We start from the raw sequence: 21,152 nt of genomic DNA, 5'->3' as shown, positions 1-21,152 counted from the left end.
AAGGCTCCTCAATCCAGTTGCAGCTTGGCCGCTTCGATCACGCGGTTCCACTTGACGGTTTCACTCTTGAAATAGGCCGCGGCCTCGGCCGGGCTGTTGGGCGTGTACTCGATGCCCAGCTGGTTGTAGCGGGCCTTCACCTCGGGGCTGGCCAGTACCTTCTGCACATCCCTGTTGAGCTTCTCGACCAGCGCGGCGGGCATGCTGGCCGGCGCGGCCAGCGTGAACCAGGAGGTGCCGCTGTAGCCTGGCACACCGGCCTCGGCGATGGTGGGCACCTCGGGCAGGCGCGGATCGCGTTTGGGGCCGGTCACGGCCAGCACGCGCAGCTTGCCGCCCTGCACCTGCGGCAGCCCCGAGGAGAAGTTGTCGAACATCACGTCGACCTGGCCGCTGATCAGGTCGATCAACGCCGGGCCGCTGCCCTTGTAGGGCACGTGGTTCATACGCTGGGCGATGGCCAGCTGGAACAGCTCGGTCACCATGTGCACCGAGGAGCCGGCGCCTGCCGTGGCGTAGTTGATCTTCTCCGGTGCCGCCTTGGCGTCGGCCAGGAAATCGACAAAGGTCTTGTACCTGGAGTTGGCCGGCACCAGCACGAGGTTGGGCGACTCGCCGATGATCATGATGGGTTGCAACTCCCTGGCCGGGTCGTAGGTGAGCTTGGTGTAGCTCTTGTAGGCCGCGTGGATACCGATGGTGCCCACCATCAGGGTGTAGCCGTCGCCGGGCGACTTGGCCACGAGCTGCGCGCCCAGGTGGCCGCTGGCGCCGGGTTTGTTGTCGACGATGACGTTCTGGCCGTAGGCCGTGCCCAGGCGCTCGGCAATGATGCGGGCCAGGATGTCCACCGCACCGCCAGGCGCGAAGGGCGCCACGATGCGTATGGGCTTGTTGGGGTAATCCTGCGCCATGGCAGTGCTACTGCAAGCCAGCAGGCCGAGCAGCAGCAGCTTCAGGAGATCTCGTTTCATGTCTTGTTCCTCAGTTGTTCCAGCGTCAGCACGGGGCGCTGCGCGTACGGCAGATCCCACAACTGACAGTTGCTGCGGTCCACGATCTGCACGGGCAGTTCCACCGCGGCCGGCACGATCTCGCCGCGCAGATGGCGCGCCGCGCATTCGGCCGCCAGGTAGGCCATCTGCATGGCGTTGAAGTCGGCGGTGGCCAGCATGCGACCGGCGGCGATGGCCTCGATGGCCTGGGGGATGGCGTTCACGCCCACCACGGCGGCCGTCTTGCCCGCGGCGTCCAGTGCATCAAGCACACCGATGGCCATGATGTCGTTGGCCACCAGCACCGCGTCGGGTGCCGTATTCGCTTGCAGCCAGGCCGCCGTGCGGTCGCGTGCGATCTCGCGCACATAGTCGCCCGCCAGCTGACCCGCCAGCACGATGCCGGGGAAACCGGCCGCTGCGTCGCGAAAACCGCGCAGCCGCTCCAGGCTGGTGAACGATTCCTCGGGCCCGGTGACCACGAGCACCCGGCCCTGCCCCTGCAGATGCCTGAAGAGGTAGCCAGCGATGGCCTGTGCCAGCTGGTGGTCGTCCGAACTCACATAAGCCACGCTGCTCGCGGCGTTGATGGGGTTGACGAAACCGATCATGGGAATGCCGGCCGCGGCGATCTCGCGCACGGCCGCGTCCACCTTGCTGGCGTGCACCGGGGAAAAGACAAAGGCATCGGGTCGCGGATCAAGCGCCAGCGCCTCGGCCACCAGCGCACTCTGCTCCACCGGGTCGTCACCCTTCTTCGGCACGAAGTGCAGCACCTCGTCGCCGAAGACGGCTGCGGCGCGCTCCGCGCCCAGACGCGCCGCACCGTAGGCCGGGTTGGTGTAGTTCTTGGTAAAGACTGCGAGACGCATGATCAGGTTCGCCTGATCAGCATGTTTTGCCGCTGGGCCGCCCCAAGGTAAAACGCGGCCCCCTTGGGGGGCAAGGAGCTACACGCAGTGAGCGACTGTGGGGGCCACATGCTTCAGACCATGCCGCCATTCGGCTGGATGATCTGGCCGTGCACCCAGGAGGCCTTGTCCGAAGCCAGGAAGGCTACGACCTCGGCCACTTCCTCGGGCTGGCCCACGCGATTGAAGGGGCTCATGCCGGCCGAGCGCGCGATGGCCGCTTCGTCCTTGCCGGCGCGGAACAGGTCGGTGTCCACCGGGCCCGGGGCCACGCCGTTGACGCGGATCTTGCGCGGCGCCAGTTCCTTGGACATGGAACGCAGCAGGCTCTCCACACCGGCCTTGGTCGCTGTGTAGGCACCACCACCCGGCACGGCGACGCGCACCATGGAGGTGGTCAGGCCGATGATGTTGCCGCCGTCCACCACGTTCTTCGCAGCTGCGCTCAGCACGTTGAAGGCGCCGATGAGGTTCACCTCCACCACCTTGCGGAAATTCTCGGGGTCGTACGTGGCAATGGGGCCGGGCGGCACGTTGATGCCGGCATTGGCCACCACGCAGTGGGGCATGCCGCCGAAATCCTTGGCCACGTCGGCAAACACCTGGGCCACCTGGGCCGGCTCACGGATGTCGACCTTGTAGCCCCGGGTCGTGGCGCTGCCGATTTTGGCCGGCACATTGGGCGCGCTGCTCACATAGGTGTAGGCCACGTCGTAGCCGCCTTCGGCCAGTTTCTGGACCGTGGCCGCGCCGATGCCGCGCGTGCCGCCGAAAACGAGTGCGATCTTCTTGCTCATGGAATCTCCAATCTGTCAGTTATCAAAGTATCTTGTCGCGGACCACCGCAGAACCGGCTTGGCCGGGCCACTGGTGGCGTCCCCCTCAGGGGGTGGCGGCCTCAGGCGGCTCAGGGGGTCATGCTTTGTAAGGTTTCCCGTAAATGGGTTCCTTGTAGGGAATGGGCGGCAGCTGCCAAGTACCAGTGGATGGCGGGCGCACCTCGGCATCGACGTGCACGTCGATCACGCAGGGGCGCTTGTTCTTGAGCGCCTGCTGCACGGTGGCGCCCAGGTCTTGCGGGCGCGTCACGGTGTAGCCGTCGGCGCCGCAGGCACGGGCCCAGGCCGCGAAGTCGGGGTTGTAGCGCGCGCCGGTTTCACCGTGGTAGAACGCCGTGCCGATCTCGCGGCCGTCGAACAGGCCGTACTGCAAATCGCGGATCGCGCCCCAGGCGAAGTTGTTCCAGATGATCCAGACGACAGGCAGGTTGTATTCCACCGCCGTGCACAGCACATAAGGCGCCATGGTGAAACCACCGTCGCCGACCACGGCCACGCAGGGGCGGTCGGGCGCCGCCAGCGCCGCACCCATCACACCGCAGACGCCGAAGCCCATGCTGGAGTAACCCCAGCTGTTGAGCATGCTCTGCGGCCGCTTGGCCTGCCAGAACTGCATGAACCAGTTGTGGTGCACACCCGAGTCCAGCGCGAGGATCACGTCGTCGGGCAAGACCTTCTGCAGCGTGCCCACGACGAACTCGGGGCGCAACGGGCTCGTGGAGTCGCCGAAGTGCGGACGCACAAAGGCCTCCCACTGGGCCTGCCAACCCTGCACCTGGGCCAGCCAGGGCGCGTAACGCGTGGCCGTGATGTCCTTGCGGGTGGGCAGCGCATTGAGCAACTGGCGCGTGAACACTTTCACGTCGGCGATCACACCCAAGGTGGGCGCGTAGTTGCGGCCCAGCTCCTGCGGGTCGATGTCCACGTGCACGAGTTGGGTCTTGGGGAAGTTCCAGGAATAACCGTCGTACCAGCTCGAGGAGCTGCGGTCGTCGAAACGCGTGCCCAGCGTGATCACCAGGTCCGAACGACGACCGGCCTCGTTGGCGGGGTAGGCGCCGTTGCGGCCGATGAAACCCAGGGCCAGCGGGTGGTCACCACGGATCGCGCCCATGCCGTTGGGCGAGGTGATAACGGGGATGCCCAGCTTTTCGGCCAGCTCGGTGATTTCGGGGCCAGCCTCGGACAGCGTGGCGCCGTGGCCGATGAAGATCACGGGCTCGCGTGCCGCAGCCAGCAGGTCGAGTGCGATGGCAATGTCGGCGTCGTTCGCGCCCGGGCGATGCGCGCGCTGCACATGCGAGGCCGGCGGCAGCTCGACGTCGGCCTCTTCCTGGTAGACGTTGTAGGGGATGTCCAGGTTCACCGGACCGGGCCGGCCCGTGACCATGGTGTCCATGGCCTGGCGCAGGGCCAGGGGCAGCATGTCCACACGGGTGGGCTGGAAGGCCCGCTTGACCACCGGGCGCATCACCTGCGCGAAGTCGGCCTGGTTGTGCTTGTACAGCTCCTGGAACGGCGCGCGGTTGTGCTGCGAGGTCGGCACGTTCGAGGTAATGGCCATGAAGGCGGAGGAATCCGACAGCGCCGTGGCGCAGGCCATCACCATGTTCGCCGAGCCCGGGCCGGTGGAGGTCAGCGTGGCCACCGGCTTGTGCTTGACGCGGAAGTAGGCATCGGCCATGTGGCCGGCGCATTGCTCGTGGCGCGGCGAGATGAGCTTGAGCTCGTCCTCCACGTCGTACAGGGCATCGAGGATGCCCACGTTGCCATGGCCGCAGATGCCGAAGATGTACGGCACTTTTTCCTGGACCAGGTATTGGGCGATCAGTTCGCCACCTTTCATCTTGGGCATGACTAGCTCTCTCTTCTCTCGGGTGTCAATGGGTCGTGAACGTCACGATACGCTCTTCGGTCATCTCGTGGACCGCGTAGTGCGGGCCTTCGCGGCCGAAGCCGCTGTCCTTGCTACCGCCATAGGGCATGAGGTCCACCCGCGAACTCGAGGTCTCGTTGACGTGCACACCGCCCACCTCCAGCTGCTGCGCCGCAGCCAGGGCGTCGCCCAGGCGGTTGGTGAAGATGCCGGTGGCCAGGCCGAAAGGCGTGGCGTTCACGCGCGCGATGGCCTGGGCCAGGGTCTTGAAGGGCACGATGCAGACCACGGGGCCGAAGATCTCGTTGCAGCCCACCTTCATGTTGTCGCTGATGTTGGTCAGCAAGGTGGGCGGCACCACGGCCCCCCGTCTTGGGCCGCCAGCCAGCAGCCTGGCGCCCTGGGCCACGGCCTCGTTGATCCAGGCCTCGATGCGGATGGCGTTGTCTTCGCTGATGACCGGGCCGACAAAGGTCTTGGAATCCTGCGGGTCGCCGTAGGACAGTTCCTTGACCTGTTGCGCCAGGCGGGTCTCCACCTCTTTCTGCAGCGATTCGTGCACCAGCAGCAGCTGCACCGAGGTGCAGACCTGGCCGGCCTTGCGGAAACCGGCGTTCACCACCTTGGTCAGCGCCGCGTCAAGCTTGGCGTCATCACACAGGATGGTGCAGGCAATCGAACCCAACTCCATCTGCGTGCGGCGCAAGCCCGCAGCCTGCTGGATCTTGCGGCCCACTTCGGTGCTGCCCGTGAAGGCAAAGAAGCGCACGCGATCGTCGGCCTGCAGGTGCTGGACCACCTCGGCGCTGCCGTGCAGCACGGACAGAAAACCCTTGGGCATGCCGGCTTCGAGCAGCACCTCGGCCAGCAGACAGGCCGTGAGCGGCGTGTAGGACGAAGGCTTGAGGATCACGGCGTTGCCCGCCGCAAACGCCGGGGCCACCTTGTGCGTGACCGTGTTGAGCGGCGAGTTGAAAGGCGTGATGGCCGCCACCACGCCCAGGGGCACACGCAGCGTGAAGGCCATGCGCCCGGCTGCGCCGGGTGCACCGGCCAGCGGGATCACGTCGCCAGCCAGGCGGCGCGCTTCCTCGGCGGAGAGCTTCAGCGTCTGGATGCAGCGGCGCACTTCACCTGCCGCATCACTCTGGGTGAAGCCGGCTTCCAGCTGCATGGTGCGCACGAAGTCGTCGCCGCGCGCTTCCAGCAGCTGGGCGGCGCGCTCCAGCACCACACCGCGCTCGTAGGCCACGGGGGCGCCCTGGCGAAAGGCCGCCTGGGCCACGTCCACGGCCTGCCGCACCTGCTCCGCGTCGGCGGTGGTGACGGTGGCGCAGGGCTGCAGTTTGTATTTGTCGCGCACGGAGACACGCGGCCCCGCGCCCTCGATCCACTGACCATCGATCAGCAGGCCGTAGGTGGCGGGCGTGGCGGCATCCAGTCTGGCGCTTGCCTGTCGGTTCATCAGCGCATCTCCTCTTCGTCGTCGGCCGGGGTGGTGATGACCAGGAAGACCAGGCCGGCGGTGCCGGTGTTGGTGAAGCTGTGGCGCACACCCGGCGGCACATAGACGTAGTCATGCGGGCGCATCAGGTTCTTCGTGTCGTCCAGCGTGAGGATGCCCTCGCCTTCCAGCACGTAATAGACCTGCTCCTGCACCTTGTGCACGTGCTCACCCACATAAGCGGCCGGCGCGTAGCGCGAGATGCGGAAGTCCACGCGCGAGCTGCCCGTGGTGGTGGGGCCGGCCAGCTCCTTGGACAGGGCGCCGCCGAAGTGGCCCGGATATTCCTTCCAGGGCATGTTGGCCATCTTTTCCAGCAGGAGCCGCAGCTCGGGTTTCTTGCTCATGATCATTCTTCCTTCCTTGTGTGTTGCAGCGGCTCAGAGCCAGAGAATCTTCTTGCGGTAATCGAGATCGGTCAGCAGCGGTTCGGCCGGGCCTTCGTGGAAGACGGCGCCGCGCTCCAGCGCGTAGGCGCGGTCGGCCAGGGCCAGCACCAGGTCGAGGTTGTGCTCGACGATGACGATGGACACGTGCTGGCGCAGCTTGTCGAACACGGTGAACAGCTCCTGCACCACGGTAGGCGCCAGGCCCTCGAAGGGCTCGTCCAGCAGCAGCAGCTTGACGTTGCCCGACAGTGCGCGCGCCACGGCCACCATCTGCTGCTCACCGCCAGAGAGGTAGTCGGCGGCCACGTTCATGCGTTGTTTCAGACGCGGAAAATATTCGAGGATCTGCGCTTCATCCCAGACCACGCCGGTCTTGCCGTCGGTAGGCCGGGCTAGGCGGCCCAGGGCCAGGTTTTCGCTCACGGTCATGCCAGCGAACAGGCCGCGGCCCTGGGGCACATAACCGATGCCGATGCGGGCGATGTCGGGGGCGCTCATGCCGGCAATGTCGCGGCCGTTGAAGACCACCCGCCCGCTGGCCGGCGGCACCAGACCCACCAGGCTCTTGAGCAGCGTGGACTTGCCCGCGCCGTTGCGGCCCAGCAGCGCCACAATCTCGCCCTCGCGCACCTGCAGGCTGGCGTCGTTGAGGATGTGGCTCTTGCCGTAGAAGGCGTTGACCTTGTCGAAGTCCAGCACCAGGGGCCGGTCGCCCGACGCCACGCCGCTGCGACCCGTGACCGGCGGCGTACCGGTGCCCGTGTAGATCTCCTGCACGCGCTGGTCGCAACGCACCTCGTCGGGTGTGCCGCTCATGAGCACCTCGCCCTGGTTCATCACGGTCACGCGGTGCGAGAGGGACAACACGCGGTCGATGTCGTGCTCGACGATCAGCACGGGAATGTTGCTCGCAATGGTCTTGACCAGATTGGACACACGCTCGCGCTCGGCCGCGGCCAGGCCGGCCAGGGGCTCGTCCATCAGCAGCACCTGGGGCTTGGAACCCAGGGCAATGCCCAGATCCACCAGACGCTGGCCACCGTAGGACAGGTCGCCGCCGCCCACCTGCTCCATGCCCTGCAGGCCCAGGAACTTCATGAGCTCGGCGGTCTCGGCGTGGATCTCGGGGTAGCTGTCGATGTCGCGCCAGAAATTGAAGCGCGCCTTGTGCCGCGCCTGCAGCGAAAGCCGCAGGTTTTCGTAAATCGTCAAACCCTTGAACAGGTTCGTGATCTGGAAGGAACGCGCCAGACCGTTCTGGCAGATGCGGTCCGGCGCGAGGAACTGGATCTCCTTGCCGTGCAGGCGCACCGTACCGGTGTCGGCCATGAACATGCCCGAGATCAGGTTGAAGGTCGTCGTCTTGCCCGCACCGTTGGGGCCGATCAGGGCGTGGATCTGGCCGGCCTGCACCGTGAGGCTGTTCTCGCGCACGGCCTGGATGCCACCAAAGCTCTTGCTGATGCCCTGGGCTTCGAGCACGGCGCCTTCCACGCGTTTCGGGCGCAGGAACTCGGGCAGAGGCAGGCCCTCGTAGATCTTGCGCTTGCTCATGGCCGCGCCGTCCTCAAGCACGGGGCGGAAACGCCGCTTGAGCTGGGCCCAGATGCCGGTCAGGCCCGCGGGCGAGAAGATGATGAAGCCGACAAAGATCAGGCCGAAATAGAGCAGCCAGTTGTCGGTGTAGATGGAGAACAGCTCGCGGAACAGCAGGAAGAACAGCGCGCCCAGGGCCGGGCCCAGGAAGCTGTGCATGCCGCCGATCACCACCATGGCCAGCAACTCGCCCGAGAAGGCCACCGTGGTGGACTCGGCCGCCGCCAGGCGGTGCAGGAAGACCACCAGCGCGCCGGCCAGGCCGGTCAGCGTGGCCGAGATCACGAAGGCCAGCAGCTTGTAGCGGTCGATGTTGTAGCCCTGGAAGGTTGCGCGCTGCTGGTTCTCGCGGATCGCGACCAGCACATGGCCGAAGGGCGAGCGCACGATGCGCAGCAGGGCATAAAGCACGCCAAAGGCGATCAGGGCCGTGAAAACGTAGTAGGTCAGGTGGCCGTTGAGATCGATGGGCCCGAGCGAGCCGCGTTCGATGCCACCCAGGCCGCCCTCGCCACCGGTCAGGCTGGTCCAGCGAAAGGCGATGGCAAAGGTCAGCGCGCACAGGGCCAGGGTCAGCAACGAAAAATACACCCCGCGCCGGCGCAGGATCAGGTAGCCCACCAGCAGCGAGAGCGTGGCCGTGAAGACAATGGAGAAGGCGAAAGGCAGCACGATCTGGTCCTTGAACCAGTGCAGCTGGGCCAGCGCCGCGGCGTAGCCGCCGATGCCGAACCAGGCGCTGTGACCGAAAGATACGAGGCCGCTGTAACCCACCAGCAGGTTCAGGCCCATGGCCGCTATGGCCAGGATGACCACCACGGTGGCGGCGTCCAGCGTCAGGCCGATGAGCTGGAACACGAGGGGCAGCAGCACCAGCGCTGCCAGGCCCACCCACAGGGGCCGGTATTTGGAATTCAGCAAAGCAGTCATTGTTTTGGTTTTCTTCTTGTTCTCACTCGAAGCGCTCGATGCGCTCACCCAGCAGGCCGCGCGGACGGAACATCAGCACGAGGAACATCAGGATGTACATGGAGGCCTCGCCGGCCGCCGGCTGGAAATGGATGGTGATGCCGCGCACCACACCCACCAGCAGCGCCGCGAGCACCACGCCCCAGAAACTGCCCAGGCCGCCGATCACCACCACGACAAAGGCCACGGTCATGATCTCGGTGCCCATGGCCGGATGCACGATGGTGATGGGGCCGAAGAGCACGCCGCCCAGCGCAGCCGTGGCCACGCCCAGCATCACGATGGCCGTCATATAGGGCTGCAGCTTGATGCCCAGCACGGCCACCATGTCGGGCTTCTGCACACCGGCGCGCACCACACGGCCGAAGGAAGTCTTGTGCAACAGCAGCCAGATGCCCGCCATCACCACCGTCACCACGCCCAGGATGAAGAGCCGGTACTTGGAGAACATCATGTCGCCCATGATGAGCTGCCCCTTGAACTCGGGCGGCATGGTGGAAGCCAGCGGGGCCGAACCCCAGGCCATGCGCAGGGCCTGCTCGGCCACCAGGGCCAGGCCGAAGGTCACCAGCAGGCTCAGGATGGGGTCGGCCGTGTAGAAACGACGCAGCAGATAGCGCTCGAACAGGATGCCCAGCAGACCCACGAGCGCGGGGGTGATGAAGATGCTGCCGGTGAAACCGGCATGTTTGATGACTTCCAGCGAGACGTAGGCGCCCAGCGCGTAGAAGGCGCCGTGCGCCAGGTTGACGATGCCGCCCACGCTGAAGATCAGCGACAGGCCCAGGGCCAGCAGCAGGTAATAACCACCGAGCACCAGGCCGTTGACGACCTGCTCGAGCAAGAACAAGATTTCCATGGGGGTCCGGGAGAGGGAAAAACGTGCCGGCGCCAGTACAGGGCGCCGGCCAACTCAGCTCAGTTCACTTTCAACTCACATCTTGCAGACGCTCTCCGCCTTCGGGGGCGCCAGCAGGTCCAGCGGCTGGTTCGCCGCCGGCACGGCCTCGCCGAACAGCAGGAAGTCCTGCTTGTTCTTGGCCTGGCCCTTGGGCTTGACGGTGAAGGGATAGGCTTCCTGCATGAGCTGGTGGTCCCAGCTGCGGAAGTAGGCCTTGCGCGCCTTCAGGATGTCGAACTGCGCTTCCGACTCGAAGTAGGCGATCAGCTTCTCGGTGTCGGTGGACTTGGTGGCGTTCATGGCCTGGGCCATCATCTTGAGCGAGACGTACTCGATCCAGGCGTGGTTCTCCGGAATGCGGCCGTACTTCTTGGTGAAGTTGGCCACGAAGGCCTGCGAGGCCGGGGTCTTGAGCTCGTGGTGCCACACGGTGGGCCAGATACCGCCGAGGTTGCCTTCGCCGGCGGCCCAGGCGTCGGCCGTGTTCAGGTTGAAGCCGGCCACCGGGTAGGGCAGACCGAACTCCGAATACTGCTTCACGAAGTTGGTCACCTGGTTGCCGGCCAGGTTGGTAGCCACCAGGTCCGGGCGGGCCTGGCGGATCTTGAGCAGGTAGGGGCTGAAGTCGGTCACGTCAGTGGCCACCAGCTCGTCGCCGATCACCGTGCCGCCGTTGGCCGTGAAGAAACGCTTGGCCTGGCGCGACAGGTCGTGGCCGAAGAGGTAGTCGGCCGTGAGGGCAAAGATCTTCTTGCCCTTGACGTGGCCTTCGCGCACCAGCGCTTCGCCGGCGGCGTTGACCATCACCGTGACCGGGATGTCCACGTGGAAGGTGTAGCGGTTGCAGTCCTTGCCGCGCAGCGCGTCGGAGCGCGCGCCAATGCTCATGAACAGGATCTTGTTGCGCGCGGCCACCTGCGAGATGGTCAGCGCCGAGCCGGAGTTGATCTCGCCCATCAGCACGGCCACGTTGTCACGTTCCACCATGCGCTGCGCCTTGGTCGCGGCGGTCTGCGGGTTGACCGAGTCTTCGCTCATGACGTCGAGCGGGCGGCCCATCACGCCCCCGGCGGCGTTGATCTCTTCGGCCGCCATCTTGATGCCCTGCACCGCGTATTCACCCAGGGCGCCCAGGAAGCCCGTCATGGGCGTGAGGTGGCCGATCTTGATCGGGCCGGACTGCGCGCCCACCAGTCCGGGGAAACCCAGGGCGGCGCTGCCGGCCACCAGGGCCCCTGCCTGCAGCAGGGTGCGGCGCTGCGTCGACGTCGCCTTGATTTCAAGCTTGTTCTGTTTGGCTTCCATGATCTTGTCTCCTGTTGGTTTGGGTATGGACTTGGAATGCAGGGCCGATGATAGGAAGAGCACCTCACTCTGAAAAATACTGTTTTCCGAGATGGGGTATAGCTATTTCTTATAGGGGGCCATCCTGAAAAACTTATAGGATGCGGCGATGGACCTGCGACAACTCAAGTACTTCGTACAGATCGTGGAAAGCGGCAGCCTGGCCAAGGCCTCGCGCCAGCTTTTCATCGCCCAGCCCGCGCTGAGCCAGCACATCGCCAAGCTCGAGGCCGAGGTCGGCAAGCCCCTGCTGATCCGCACGGCCAAGGGCGTGACCCCCACGGAAAACGGCACCGCCCTGCACCACCATGCGCGTTTCATGCTGCGCCAGCTGGACCAGGCCCTGTCCATCGCGCGGCAGGAGCCGGGCACCGTGCACGGCATGGTGTCGGTGGGCCTGGCCGCCACCACCGTCTGCGCGGTGGGGGTGCCCTTCATGCGCCGCATCCGCGAGAAATTCCCCGGCATCGTGCTCAATGTGGTCGAGGGCATGAGCGGCCACCTAGCGCAGATGATGCGCATGGGCCAGCTGGACCTGGCCATCCTCTTCAGCCGCGACGCCGTGCCCGACCTGCCGGCCGAGCCGCTGGTGGAGGAAGAGCTGTTTGTGATGCTGCCCGAGGACAGCGACCTGGTGCCGCCGCGGCGCATCAAGCTCAGCTGCACCGACACGGCCGACCTGCCGCTGATCCTGCCCACGGGCATCCACGGCCTGCGCCGGCGTATCGCCGCCGAGTTCGAGCAGCGCAATCTGGCCCTGCACGTGGTGGCCGAGATCGACTCGCTCTCCCTGCTCATGACCTGCGTGCGCGACGGCATGGGCGCCACCATCAAGCCCATGTCGGCCGCCCTGCTCGAAGGCCGCATGCGCGAAGGCTGGCGCACGCTGGCCTTTTCGGATGCCGACATGAAACGCCCCAACTTCCTCTACTCGGTGGACCCGGAGCGCCTCACACCCGCCGCCGCCGCCGTGCGCGGCGAGCTGCGCGAGACCGTCAAGCAGCTGGTGAACAGCGGGACGTGGAAAGGGGTCAACCTGCTCTGAGCAGGCTGACCCCCTTGGTGAACGCAAGCGCCGGGTCTTACTTCAGCGCGGCAATGCCCGCGTTGGAGACCACTTCGTCCTGCGAACCGGTGCCGCCGGAGCAACCAATCGCCCCAATGATCTTGCCACCCTGCACGATCGGAATGCCGCCGCGCGAAGCAATCACGTCATCGAGCGTGAGCAGGTAGTTGTTGCCGCTCTGGATGCCGGCCTCGAAGGCCTTGGTCGGGCGCTTGTACTTCACCGAGGTGCGGGCCTTGTGGATCGCGATATCGCTGGAAGCAATCTGGGTGCCATCCACCCGCCGGAAAGCGACCAGGGTGGCGCCCGAATCCATCACCGCACAGGCGATCGTCCACTGACGGCGCTTGGACTCGGCCACGGCTGCGGCCAGGATGGTATCGGCCTGCTCCAGGTTGATCGGCGTGCCATAAGCAAAGTCATTGGGTTGCTTCTCGGGCACCACATCCAGCGGGTTGGGCGTCTGGGCGAAAGCGGTGCCGGCCAGCAGCAGCGTCGCCGCCACCAGCAGTTTGCGGGTCTTGATCATGAACGTCTCCTGTTTGTGTGTTTATGACGTCTGCCCGCCTGGCAAAGGGTCGGCAGCAGACCGACGCAATGTAGTCCGCCGCAATACCCTCGCCCCCCTCAGGGTCGCGATGGGGGTATCAGTTTTTCTGATGAGGGGGCGCTTCGCGCCTCAATCGGCCAGCAGGCTGGCGCCCACCCAGCGGCCCGAGCGCACCAGCTCGCGCGCGCAGTCGGCCAGCACCACGCGGGCGGCCAGGCCGGCCGGTGACAGCTCGTCGTCCGACAGGCTGCACAACATGTTGCGACGACGTGCCAGGGGATCGGCCAGCTCCGACAGGGCAAAACGCTCGTCCGCATCGCGGTAACGGCTCACCGCCGCCCAGGGCTGCAGCGAACCACCCAGGCCCGCTTCGACCGCATCCATCAGCATGGACAGGGAATCGATCTCGGCCACCACGGTGGGCTGGATGCGCGCGCGGCTGAACACCGCGTCCAGCGCGCTGCGCAGGCCATGGCCGCCCGTGGGCATGATCAGCGGCGCGCCCTTGAGGCTGGCCGCGCGCACCTGCGCCGGCACCTTGCCGGGTACGCTGCTGCGCGCGCGGATGTAATACAGCCGCTCCTCCAGGAGAGGCATGACGCTCCAGCGCCGCCCCGGATCGGTGCTGAACAGCACGGCCAGGTCCAGCTGGCGCGCGTTGAGCATGGTGCTGACATGGCCCGACATGCTTTCTACCAGGTGCAGGCGCACATCGGGGTAACGCTCGCGCATGGCGCGCAGCAGCGGCATGCCCAGCACGGCGGCCGTGGTGGGCGCCAGGCCCACACTGACCGAACCCGAGAGTCTTGCCTGCTGGGCCGCGCGCGCGGCCTGCTCGGCATGGCGCAGGGTCAGCTGGGCTTCGCGGAAAAAGGCCAGGCCGGCCTCGGTGGGCACCACGCCCTTGCTGGAACGCTGCAGCAGGCGGGTGGACAGCTCGCTCTCGAGCCGGCTGATCTGCTGGCTCAGGGCCGACTGCACCATGTCGAGCTCCAGCGCGGCCCGGCTCATGCTGCCCAGCTCCACCACCCGCACGAAATAACGTATCTGCCTGAGTTCCATAAAAGCCCGTCAAATGCCCGGTTGAGTCACGGCTGGGATAATCGCATACCTATGGCAAGCAAAGGTAAACAAAGGGTGGTGGTGGGTTTGAGCGGGGGCGTGGACTCTGCGGTCAGCGCGCACCTGCTCAAACAGCAGGGTTACGAAGTCATCGGCATCTTCATGAAGAACTGGGAAGATGACGACGACAGCGAATACTGCTCGTCCAACATCGACTTCGTGGACGCCGCCGCTGTGGCCGACGTGATCGGCATCGAGATCGAACACGTCAACTTCGCTGCCGAGTACAAGGACCGCGTCTTCGCCGAGTTCCTGCGCGAATACCAGGCCGGCCGCACGCCCAACCCCGACATCCTCTGCAACGCCGAGATCAAGTTCAAGGCCTTCCTGGACCACGCCATGCGCCTGGGCGCCGAGAAGATCGCCACCGGCCACTACGCCCGCGTCCGCCTCAACAAGCAGACCGGCAAACACGAGCTGCTCAAGGGCCTGGACCCGAGCAAGGACCAGAGTTATTTCCTGCACCGCCTGAACCAGGCCCAGCTGAGCAAGACCCTCTTCCCCGTGGGCGAGCTGCACAAGACCGAGGTTCGCCGCATCGCGGCAGAGATCGGCCTGCCCAACGCGAAGAAGAAAGACAGCACCGGCATCTGCTTCATCGGCGAGCGCCCCTTCCGCGAGTTTCTGAACCGCTACATCCAGAAGGAACCCGGCCCCATCAAGGACGGCACGCCCGCGCCCGGCGACAAAGCCTATGGCCGTGTCATCGGCAAACACGAAGGTCTGAGCTTCTACACCCTGGGCCAGCGCCAGGGCCTGGGCATCGGCGGCATCAAGGCCAAGGGCGCGCAAAAGGGCGGCGGTGAACACGCCCCCTGGTTCGTTGCGCGCAAGGACATGGAGAAGAACACGCTGTGGGTGGTGCAGGGGCACGACCATCCTCTGCTGCTCTCGCCGCAGCTGCACGCGCAGGACGCGAGCTGGGTGGCGGGTGAGCCGCCCCAGCCGGGCGCCATGGCGGCCAAGACACGCTATCGACAGGCGGATGCGGCTTGCACGATCTCGGGCGTCGAGGGGGCGGGGTTCAGCCTGGTTTTCCCGGAGGCGCAATGGGCGGTGACGCCAGGGCAGTCGGCGGTGCTGTATGACGGTGAGGTGTGTTTGGGTGGTGGCGTCATCGACGCGGCCCAAGCCTGAACTGCTCCGCATCCGGATCAGGCCAGGCATGTCTACCACCGAGAGCAAACCACAGACAACGCTGCTGGTACGGGTGGTACGCGTTGAGGGCTCGGCACCACGTGAAGTGGGTGCGTGGATGACCGTGCAGACCCATCATGTAATCGGTTCCATCGGTGGCGGCCACCTGGAATTCGACGCCATCGCCCAGGCCCGCGCCATGCTGGCCGGCACCGAATCTATCCCTAGTAAACCACGACGTGTAGCACTCGGCCCGAGCATGGGCCAGTGCTGCGGCGGCGTGATGTGGTTGCAGTTCGAAAAGCTGACAATGCAGGACATCACCAGCCTGCAGGCACACCTTCAGAAACCGCAACAGCCTGTGGCCCTGTTCGGCGGCGGCCATGTGGGCCAGGCCATTGCGCGCCAACTCGCGCACCTGCCTTTTGCCCTGCACTGGATCGACAGCCGCGACGAGATCTTTCCTGCGGACACGGCACCCAATATCCGCTGCGAACACTCGGACCCGGTGCAGGCGGCCGTGGCCGACGTCGCACCGGGTTCGGCCGTGCTCATCATGAGCTTCAGCCATGCGGAAGACCTGGAGATCCTGGCGCAGTGCCTGCGCCGCGCGCGGGAGAAAGACGACCTGCCCTACATCGGCCTGATCGGCAGCAAGAGCAAGTGGGCCACCTTTCGCCACCGACTGGAGGCGCGCGGTTTTGGCGAAGCGGACTTTGCGCGCGTGACCAGCCCCATCGGCGTGCCGGGCATCGCGGGCAAACAGCCCGAGGTGATCGCGGTGGCGGTGGCGGCGCAGCTGCTGCAGCGCCTGCCCAACTGATCAGCGCGTGCCGGCCTGCTGCGCGAGTTGCCAGGCCAGGGTGTTCTGGCGTTCGATCAGCACGCCTGTGTCCACCGTGGTCAGCTCGCCCTGACGCACCACGACCCTGCCGTTGACCACCGTGTAGTCGGCGTTCTCGCTGGCGCAGAGCATCAGCGCGCCCAGGGGGTCATGCACGGCGCCGCCGGCCATGCTCAGGGTGTCGGTGCGGTACATGGCCAGGTCGGCGCATTTGCCGGGTGCGATCTGGCCGATGTCGTCGCGGCCCAGCACACGGGCGCCACCGCGCGTGGCGAGCCAGAGCGCGTCGCGCGGGGTCATCTCGCCGGGACCGGTGTCGCAACCGAAGGGTTCGAGCGCCTTGCCCACGCGCGCGAGCAACATGGCCTGACGGGCTTCGTTCAAGAGGTGGCCCGCGTCGTTGCTGGCGCTGCCGTCCACACCCAGGCCCACGGGCACACCGAGGTTGAGCAGCTTGCGCAGCGGCAGGATGCCGCTGGCCAGGCGCATATTGCTGCAGGGGCAGTGGGCGATGCCCGTGCCGGTCTTGGCAAACAGGTGGCTGCCATGCTCGTCGAGCTTGACGCAGTGGGCGTGCCAGACATCCTGGCCCACCCAGCCCAGGTCTTCGACGTATTCGGCCGGGGTGCAGTTGAAATGCTCGCGGGTGTAGGCGATGTCGTGGTCGTTTTCAGCCAGATGGGTGTGCAGGCGCACGCCGTAGGCGCGCGCGAGCTTGGCCGATTCGCGCATCAGGTCCTGGCTCACGGTGAAGGGCGAGCAGGGGGCCACGGCCACCTGCAGCATGGCGCCGGGTTTCGTGTCGTGCCAGGTCTCGATGAGGCGACGCGTTTCCTGGAGGATGAAGTCTTCTTTTTCCACCACGCGGTCGGGAGGCAGGCCGCCCTGGCTTTCGCCCACGCTCATACTGCCGCGTGTGGCCGTGAAGCGCATGCCGATGGTGTGCGCGGCTTCGATGCTGTCGTCCAGGCGCACGCCGTTGGGGTAGATGTAGAGGTGGTCGCTGCTGGTGGTGCAACCGCTGAGCAGCAACTCACCCATGGCCACCTGGTTCGAGACCTGGACCAACTCGGGCGTGAGCCCGGCCCAGATGGGGTAGAGGCCCTTGAGCCAGGAAAAGAGCTCGGCGTTCTGCACACCGGGTATCGCGCGCGTGAGGCACTGCACCATGTGGTGGTGCGTGTTGACCATGCCGGGGATGACCACATGCTTGCGGGCATCGATCACCTCGTCCACCTCGGCCACGAGCGCACGCAGGTCCGTGCCCGCGGGCAGGATGCGGTCGATGAAACCGTCACGAATGAGGATGGAGGCGTCTTTGAGCTCGGTGCGCGCGTCGTCCTGGGTGGCGATGCAGCGGGCGTCCTTGATGAGCAGGGTGGTCATGAGTCGAAGTTAGTCCTGTAGAGCGCGCCACACGCGTTCGGCCGTGGCCGGCGCGTCCATGCGCGCACGGCCGTCACCGCGTGCGGTCGCCACGGCGTCACGGATGGCCTCCCAGACCGCGATGGCCAGCATGAAGGGCGGTTCGCCCACGGCCTTGCTGCCGAAGACGTTGTCTTCGCGGTTGGGTTCGGGCCAGAAGTCCACGCGCATTTTTTCGGGCACGTCACCCGTGGCGGGGATCTTGTAGGTGCTTGGCGCGTGGGTGGCGAGTTTGCCGTCGGCGTTCCAGACCAGTTCCTCGGTAGTCAGCCAGCCCATGCCCTGGATGAAACCGCCCTCAATTTGACCGATGTCGATGGCCGGGTTGATGCTCTGCCCCACGTCGTGCAGGATGTCCACGGCGAGCACACGGCTCTCGCCCGTGAGCGTGTCGATGGCCACCTCGCAGCAGGCCGCGCCGTAGGCAAAGTAATAGAAGGGTCGACCCGTGAGCGTGGTCTTGTCGTAGTGGATCTTGGGCGTGCGGTAGAAACCGTCGCTCCAGAGCTGGATACGGTTGGCGTAGGCCGCCTTGACCACTTCGCGGAAATCGCGGGTGCTGCCGGCGGCGAGGATCTTGCCGTTCGCAAAACGCACCTCGCCCGCGCCGCAGCCCTGCAGGCCGGCCACAAAAGCGGCCAGGTTCTCGCGCACCTGGCGCGCGGCGAACTGGGCCGCGCGGCCGTTGAGGTCGGTGCCGCTGGAGGCCGCGGTGGCGCTGGCATTGGGCACGCGCGCCGTATCGCTGGCGCTGACCAGTACACGTTCGAAAGGCAGGCCCAACTCATCGGCCACGATCTGCGCTACCTTGGTGTGCAGGCCCTGGCCCATCTCGGTACCGCCGTGGTTGACCAGCACGCTGCCGTCCGCATAAACATGCACCAGCGCGCCGGCCTGGTTGAAGAGCGTGGCGGTGAAGCTGATGCCGAACTTCACGGGCGTGAGGGCCAGGCCTTTCTTGAGCGCCGTGTGCTCGCGGTTCCAGGCGGCGATCTCGGTGCGGCGTTCGCGGTAACGCGCGGTCTGCGCCAGCTGAGTCATCAGCGGCTGCAGGATGTTGTCTTCCACCTTCATCTGGTAGTGGGTGACATTGCGCTCCGTGATGCCGTAGAGGTTGCGCAGGCGCACGTCCAGCGGGTCGCGGCCCAGCTGGCGCGCGATGTCGCCCAGGATGGTCTCGATGGCGATCACGCCCTGCGGGCCACCGAAGCCGCGGAAGGCGGTGTGGCTTTGGGTGTTGGTGCGGCAACGGTAACTATCGATGCGCACGTCGCTCAGGAAGTAGGCGTTGTCGCTGTGGAAGACGGCGCGGTCGGCCACGGGGCCCGAGAGGTCGGCACTGAAGCCGCATTCGGCCAGCAGAGTGAGCTGCAGGGCGGTGATCAGCCCTTCGTCGTCATAACCCACGGTGTAGTCGTAGGCAAAGGGGTGGCGCTTGCCGGTCACCATGAAATCGTCGTCGCGATCCAGACGCAGCTTGACAGGGCGGCCGGTCTTGCGCGCGGCCAGCGTGGCCCACACGGCCAGGTGACCGGCCTGCGTTTCCTTGCCGCCGAAACCACCACCCATGCGCCGGCATTCCACCCGCACGCGGTGGCTGTCCAGCCCCAGGGCGTGGGCCACCCAGTGCTGGATCTCGCCCGGGTGCTGGGTGCTGCTGTAGATGAGCCACTGCTGCTGTTCCTGCGGCACCGCGTAGGCGATCTGGCCTTCGAGGTAGAAGTGTTCCTGGCCGCCGACCTCGAAGCTGCCACTGAGCGTGTGCCTGGCTTTCTTCATGGCCTGTTCGGGTTCACCGCGCTTCACGGTGACGGGCGGCAGCACATAACTCTGCGCCGCATGGGCGGCGCGCGCGGTGAGCACGGCCGGCAGGGCTTCGATGTCGAGCTTGACGGCGCGTGCGGCGCGGCGCGCCTGCATCACGGTCTCGGCCAGCACCAGGCCGATGACCTGGCCCACGTGTTGCACGGTGTCACGCGCGAAGATGGGTTCGTCGTGGACGAAGGTGGCGAGCAGCGGGTCGCCCGGAATATCGGCGGCCAGCACCACGTCCACCACACCGGGCATGGCGCGCGCAGCCTTGGTGTCCAAGCCCTTGAGCTTGCCGTGGGCCACGGGCGAGAGGATGGGCGCAGCGTGCAGGGTGCCGCGCAGCTCGGGCAGGTCGTCCACATAAGGCGCCAGGCCCTGGACCTGGTGGCGCGCGCTTTCGTGCGCGACCGACTGGCCGCTGGCGAAGACGGGGTCAGCGGCGCTCATGCCAAGGCCTCCAGCTGCAGCTCGCCCTGCTCTTCGGCCCAGTAACGCAGCAGCAGACGGCCGAGCACGCTGCGACGGTAGGCCGCGCTGGCGCGCATGTCAGAGATAGGTTCGAACTCGGCCTGCAGCACCTGGATGGCAGTCTCGAAGGTGGCACGCGCCCAGGGCTGGCCCAGCAGGGCCGCTTCGGTCTCGCGCGCGCGCACCGGTGTGGCCGCCACGCCGCCCGCGCCGATGCGGGCGCCTGCAATGCGGCCCTCGCGCACATGCAGGTTCAGGGCCAGGCAGACGGCGGAGATGTCGTCGTCCTGGCGCTTGGAGATCTTGTAGACGCGCAAGTGTTCGTCGGGCACGGGGCGCGGCACCTCGATGAAGGCCAGCACCTCGTCGGGCTCCATGAGGTTCTTGCGGTAGCCCGTGTAGAAATCGTCCAGCGGCAGGCGCCGCTCGCCGCGCACACTGGCCAGCACCAGGGTCGCACCCATGGCCAGCAGCAGGGGCATGCTGTCGCCAATGGGCGAGCCGTTGGCCACATTGCCGCCCAGGGTGCCGCTGGAGCGCACGGGCAGACCGGCGAAACGTTCGGCAAAGCGCTGCAGCTGCGGGCGGTCGGCCACCAGGGCGGCGTAGGCCTCGTGCAGGGTCACGGCCGCGCCGATGGTCAGCGTGTCGGGTGCTTGGCGCAGTTCGCGCAACTCCGTCACACGGGTCACGTCGAGCACCTGCGCAAACTGGCGATGCTGCTTGGTGACCCAGAGCCCCACGTCGGTGCAGCCGGCCACCAGCTGGGCCTGCGGTTGCTCAGCACGTAGCCGCAGCAGATCGGTCAGGCGGGTGGGCGCGCTGTAGTCGGCGGCGGGTGCGGGTGCGATCTGGCGCAGCTGGGCCAGCACGGCGGCCTCGTCCACGGGCGCGCGAGGCAAGTCACCCATCTGTCGGGCGGCGTCGAGGATGGGTCGGTAACCGGTGCAGCGGCAGAGGTTGCCCGAGAGATCGGTCTGGGCATCTTCCCGGCTGATGGTCTGACCGGCCAGAACGCGGTTCTGGTACATGCCGAACAGACTCATGACAAAACCGGGGGTGCAGAAACCGCACTGGCTGCCGTGACAGTCCACCATGGCCTGCTGGCAGGGATGCAAAGCGCCATCAGCGGCGGGCAGGTCCTGCGCGGTCCAGACGGCCAGGCCATGCACCGACTGGGCGAGGCGGATGCAGCTGTTGATGGCCTTGTAGCCCAGGCCCTGACCTTGGGGCTCGGCCAGCACCACGGTGCAGGCGCCGCAGTCGCCCTCGCCGCAGCCTTCCTTGACGGCTGTGCACTGCAGGTCTTCGCGCAGCACCTCCAGCAGGGTGCGCGTGGGCCCCACGCCGGGCAGCGAGACGATCTCGCCACGACGGACGAACTGGAGAACGTTCTGTTTCATG

At 66.5% G+C, this 21,152-nt stretch carries 17 protein-coding genes; 3 read left to right on the top strand and 14 right to left on the bottom strand.

Annotated elements, in window-relative coordinates:
• Nucleotides 1–8: 8 nt before the first annotated feature.
• From AC07NT_RS15305 to AC07NT_RS15265, 9 genes are all read right to left on the bottom strand, one after another.
• On the bottom strand, nucleotides 9–974 hold the full coding sequence (locus AC07NT_RS15305) for a Bug family tripartite tricarboxylate transporter substrate binding protein (protein WP_498599261.1): 966 nt from the start codon (nucleotides 972–974) through the stop codon (nucleotides 9–11).
• Nucleotides 971–1,867 carry a sugar ABC transporter substrate-binding protein gene (locus AC07NT_RS15300; protein ID WP_498599262.1) on the bottom strand — a complete coding sequence of 299 codons (897 nt, stop codon included), beginning with the start codon at nucleotides 1,865–1,867 and terminating at the stop codon, nucleotides 971–973. The genes AC07NT_RS15305 and AC07NT_RS15300 overlap by 4 nt, the downstream gene beginning before the upstream one ends.
• A 113-nt stretch (nucleotides 1,868–1,980) precedes the next feature.
• On the bottom strand, nucleotides 1,981–2,703 hold the full coding sequence (locus AC07NT_RS15295; RefSeq protein WP_498599263.1) for an SDR family oxidoreductase: 723 nt from the start codon (nucleotides 2,701–2,703) through the stop codon (nucleotides 1,981–1,983).
• Between the two features lie 118 nt (nucleotides 2,704–2,821).
• Nucleotides 2,822–4,600 (bottom strand): thiamine pyrophosphate-binding protein, encoded by a 1,779-nt coding sequence (locus tag AC07NT_RS15290; RefSeq protein WP_498599264.1) that lies wholly within the window; start codon nucleotides 4,598–4,600, stop codon nucleotides 2,822–2,824.
• A gap of 25 nt (nucleotides 4,601–4,625) precedes the next feature.
• On the bottom strand, nucleotides 4,626–6,086 hold the full coding sequence (locus AC07NT_RS15285) for an aldehyde dehydrogenase family protein (RefSeq protein ID WP_498599265.1): 1,461 nt from the start codon (nucleotides 6,084–6,086) through the stop codon (nucleotides 4,626–4,628).
• Nucleotides 6,086–6,472, bottom strand: coding sequence for a cupin domain-containing protein (locus tag AC07NT_RS15280; RefSeq protein ID WP_498599266.1), 387 nt, complete (start codon nucleotides 6,470–6,472; stop codon nucleotides 6,086–6,088). The genes AC07NT_RS15285 and AC07NT_RS15280 overlap by 1 nt, the downstream gene beginning before the upstream one ends.
• A gap of 33 nt (nucleotides 6,473–6,505) precedes the next feature.
• Nucleotides 6,506–9,040, bottom strand: coding sequence for a branched-chain amino acid ABC transporter ATP-binding protein/permease (locus AC07NT_RS15275; protein ID WP_498599267.1), 2,535 nt, complete (start codon nucleotides 9,038–9,040; stop codon nucleotides 6,506–6,508).
• Between the two features lie 22 nt (nucleotides 9,041–9,062).
• The gene (locus tag AC07NT_RS15270; protein WP_498599268.1) at nucleotides 9,063–9,938 is read right to left on the bottom strand and encodes a branched-chain amino acid ABC transporter permease; all 876 of its coding nucleotides are present in this window, start codon (nucleotides 9,936–9,938) and stop codon (nucleotides 9,063–9,065) included.
• 75 nt (nucleotides 9,939–10,013) lie between these two features.
• Nucleotides 10,014–11,285, bottom strand: coding sequence for an ABC transporter substrate-binding protein (locus AC07NT_RS15265; RefSeq protein WP_498599269.1), 1,272 nt, complete (start codon nucleotides 11,283–11,285; stop codon nucleotides 10,014–10,016).
• Nucleotides 11,286–11,433: 148 nt separating this feature from the next.
• On the opposite strand from AC07NT_RS15265, the gene AC07NT_RS15260 reads away from it, so the two are divergent.
• Entirely contained in the window at nucleotides 11,434–12,369 is a 936-nt protein-coding gene (locus AC07NT_RS15260) for a LysR substrate-binding domain-containing protein (protein WP_498599270.1), read from the top strand.
• Between the two features lie 37 nt (nucleotides 12,370–12,406).
• On the opposite strand, the gene AC07NT_RS15255 is transcribed toward AC07NT_RS15260, so the two are convergent.
• Together AC07NT_RS15255 and AC07NT_RS15250 are read right to left on the bottom strand one after the other, a co-directional pair.
• A complete protein-coding gene (locus tag AC07NT_RS15255) occupies nucleotides 12,407–12,919 on the bottom strand; it encodes a GlcG/HbpS family heme-binding protein (RefSeq protein ID WP_498599271.1) in 513 nt (170 codons plus the stop codon).
• A gap of 150 nt (nucleotides 12,920–13,069) precedes the next feature.
• Nucleotides 13,070–14,002, bottom strand: coding sequence for a LysR family transcriptional regulator (locus AC07NT_RS15250; protein ID WP_498599272.1), 933 nt, complete (start codon nucleotides 14,000–14,002; stop codon nucleotides 13,070–13,072).
• Between the two features lie 51 nt (nucleotides 14,003–14,053).
• Here AC07NT_RS15250 and mnmA point away from each other — a divergent pair, with 51 nt between their 5' ends.
• Both mnmA and xdhC read left to right on the top strand, forming a co-directional pair.
• Nucleotides 14,054–15,199 carry a tRNA 2-thiouridine(34) synthase MnmA gene (gene mnmA / locus AC07NT_RS15245; RefSeq protein WP_498599273.1) on the top strand — a complete coding sequence of 382 codons (1,146 nt, stop codon included), beginning with the start codon at nucleotides 14,054–14,056 and terminating at the stop codon, nucleotides 15,197–15,199.
• Nucleotides 15,200–15,227: 28 nt separating this feature from the next.
• The gene (gene xdhC / locus AC07NT_RS15240; RefSeq protein WP_498599274.1) at nucleotides 15,228–16,022 is read left to right on the top strand and encodes a xanthine dehydrogenase accessory protein XdhC; all 795 of its coding nucleotides are present in this window, start codon (nucleotides 15,228–15,230) and stop codon (nucleotides 16,020–16,022) included.
• On the opposite strand, the gene AC07NT_RS15235 is transcribed toward xdhC, so the two are convergent.
• The 3 genes from AC07NT_RS15235 to xdhA are packed head-to-tail and all read right to left on the bottom strand — an operon-like array spanning nucleotide 16,023 to nucleotide 21,151.
• Nucleotides 16,023–17,429: an 8-oxoguanine deaminase gene (locus AC07NT_RS15235; RefSeq protein WP_498599275.1), complete on the bottom strand. Its 1,407-nt coding sequence runs from the start codon at nucleotides 17,427–17,429 to the stop codon at nucleotides 16,023–16,025.
• A 9-nt stretch (nucleotides 17,430–17,438) separates the two neighbouring features.
• Nucleotides 17,439–19,727 carry a xanthine dehydrogenase molybdopterin binding subunit gene (xdhB, locus tag AC07NT_RS15230; RefSeq protein ID WP_498599276.1) on the bottom strand — a complete coding sequence of 763 codons (2,289 nt, stop codon included), beginning with the start codon at nucleotides 19,725–19,727 and terminating at the stop codon, nucleotides 17,439–17,441.
• On the bottom strand, nucleotides 19,724–21,151 hold the full coding sequence (gene xdhA, locus AC07NT_RS15225; protein WP_498599277.1) for a xanthine dehydrogenase small subunit: 1,428 nt from the start codon (nucleotides 21,149–21,151) through the stop codon (nucleotides 19,724–19,726). The genes xdhB and xdhA overlap by 4 nt, the downstream gene beginning before the upstream one ends.
• Between the last annotated feature and the right edge of the window lies 1 nt (nucleotide 21,152).

The organism is Hylemonella sp. GW821-FHT10B10, from assembly GCF_059415585.1.
This window is presented reverse-complemented; position numbering and strand designations above follow the sequence as displayed.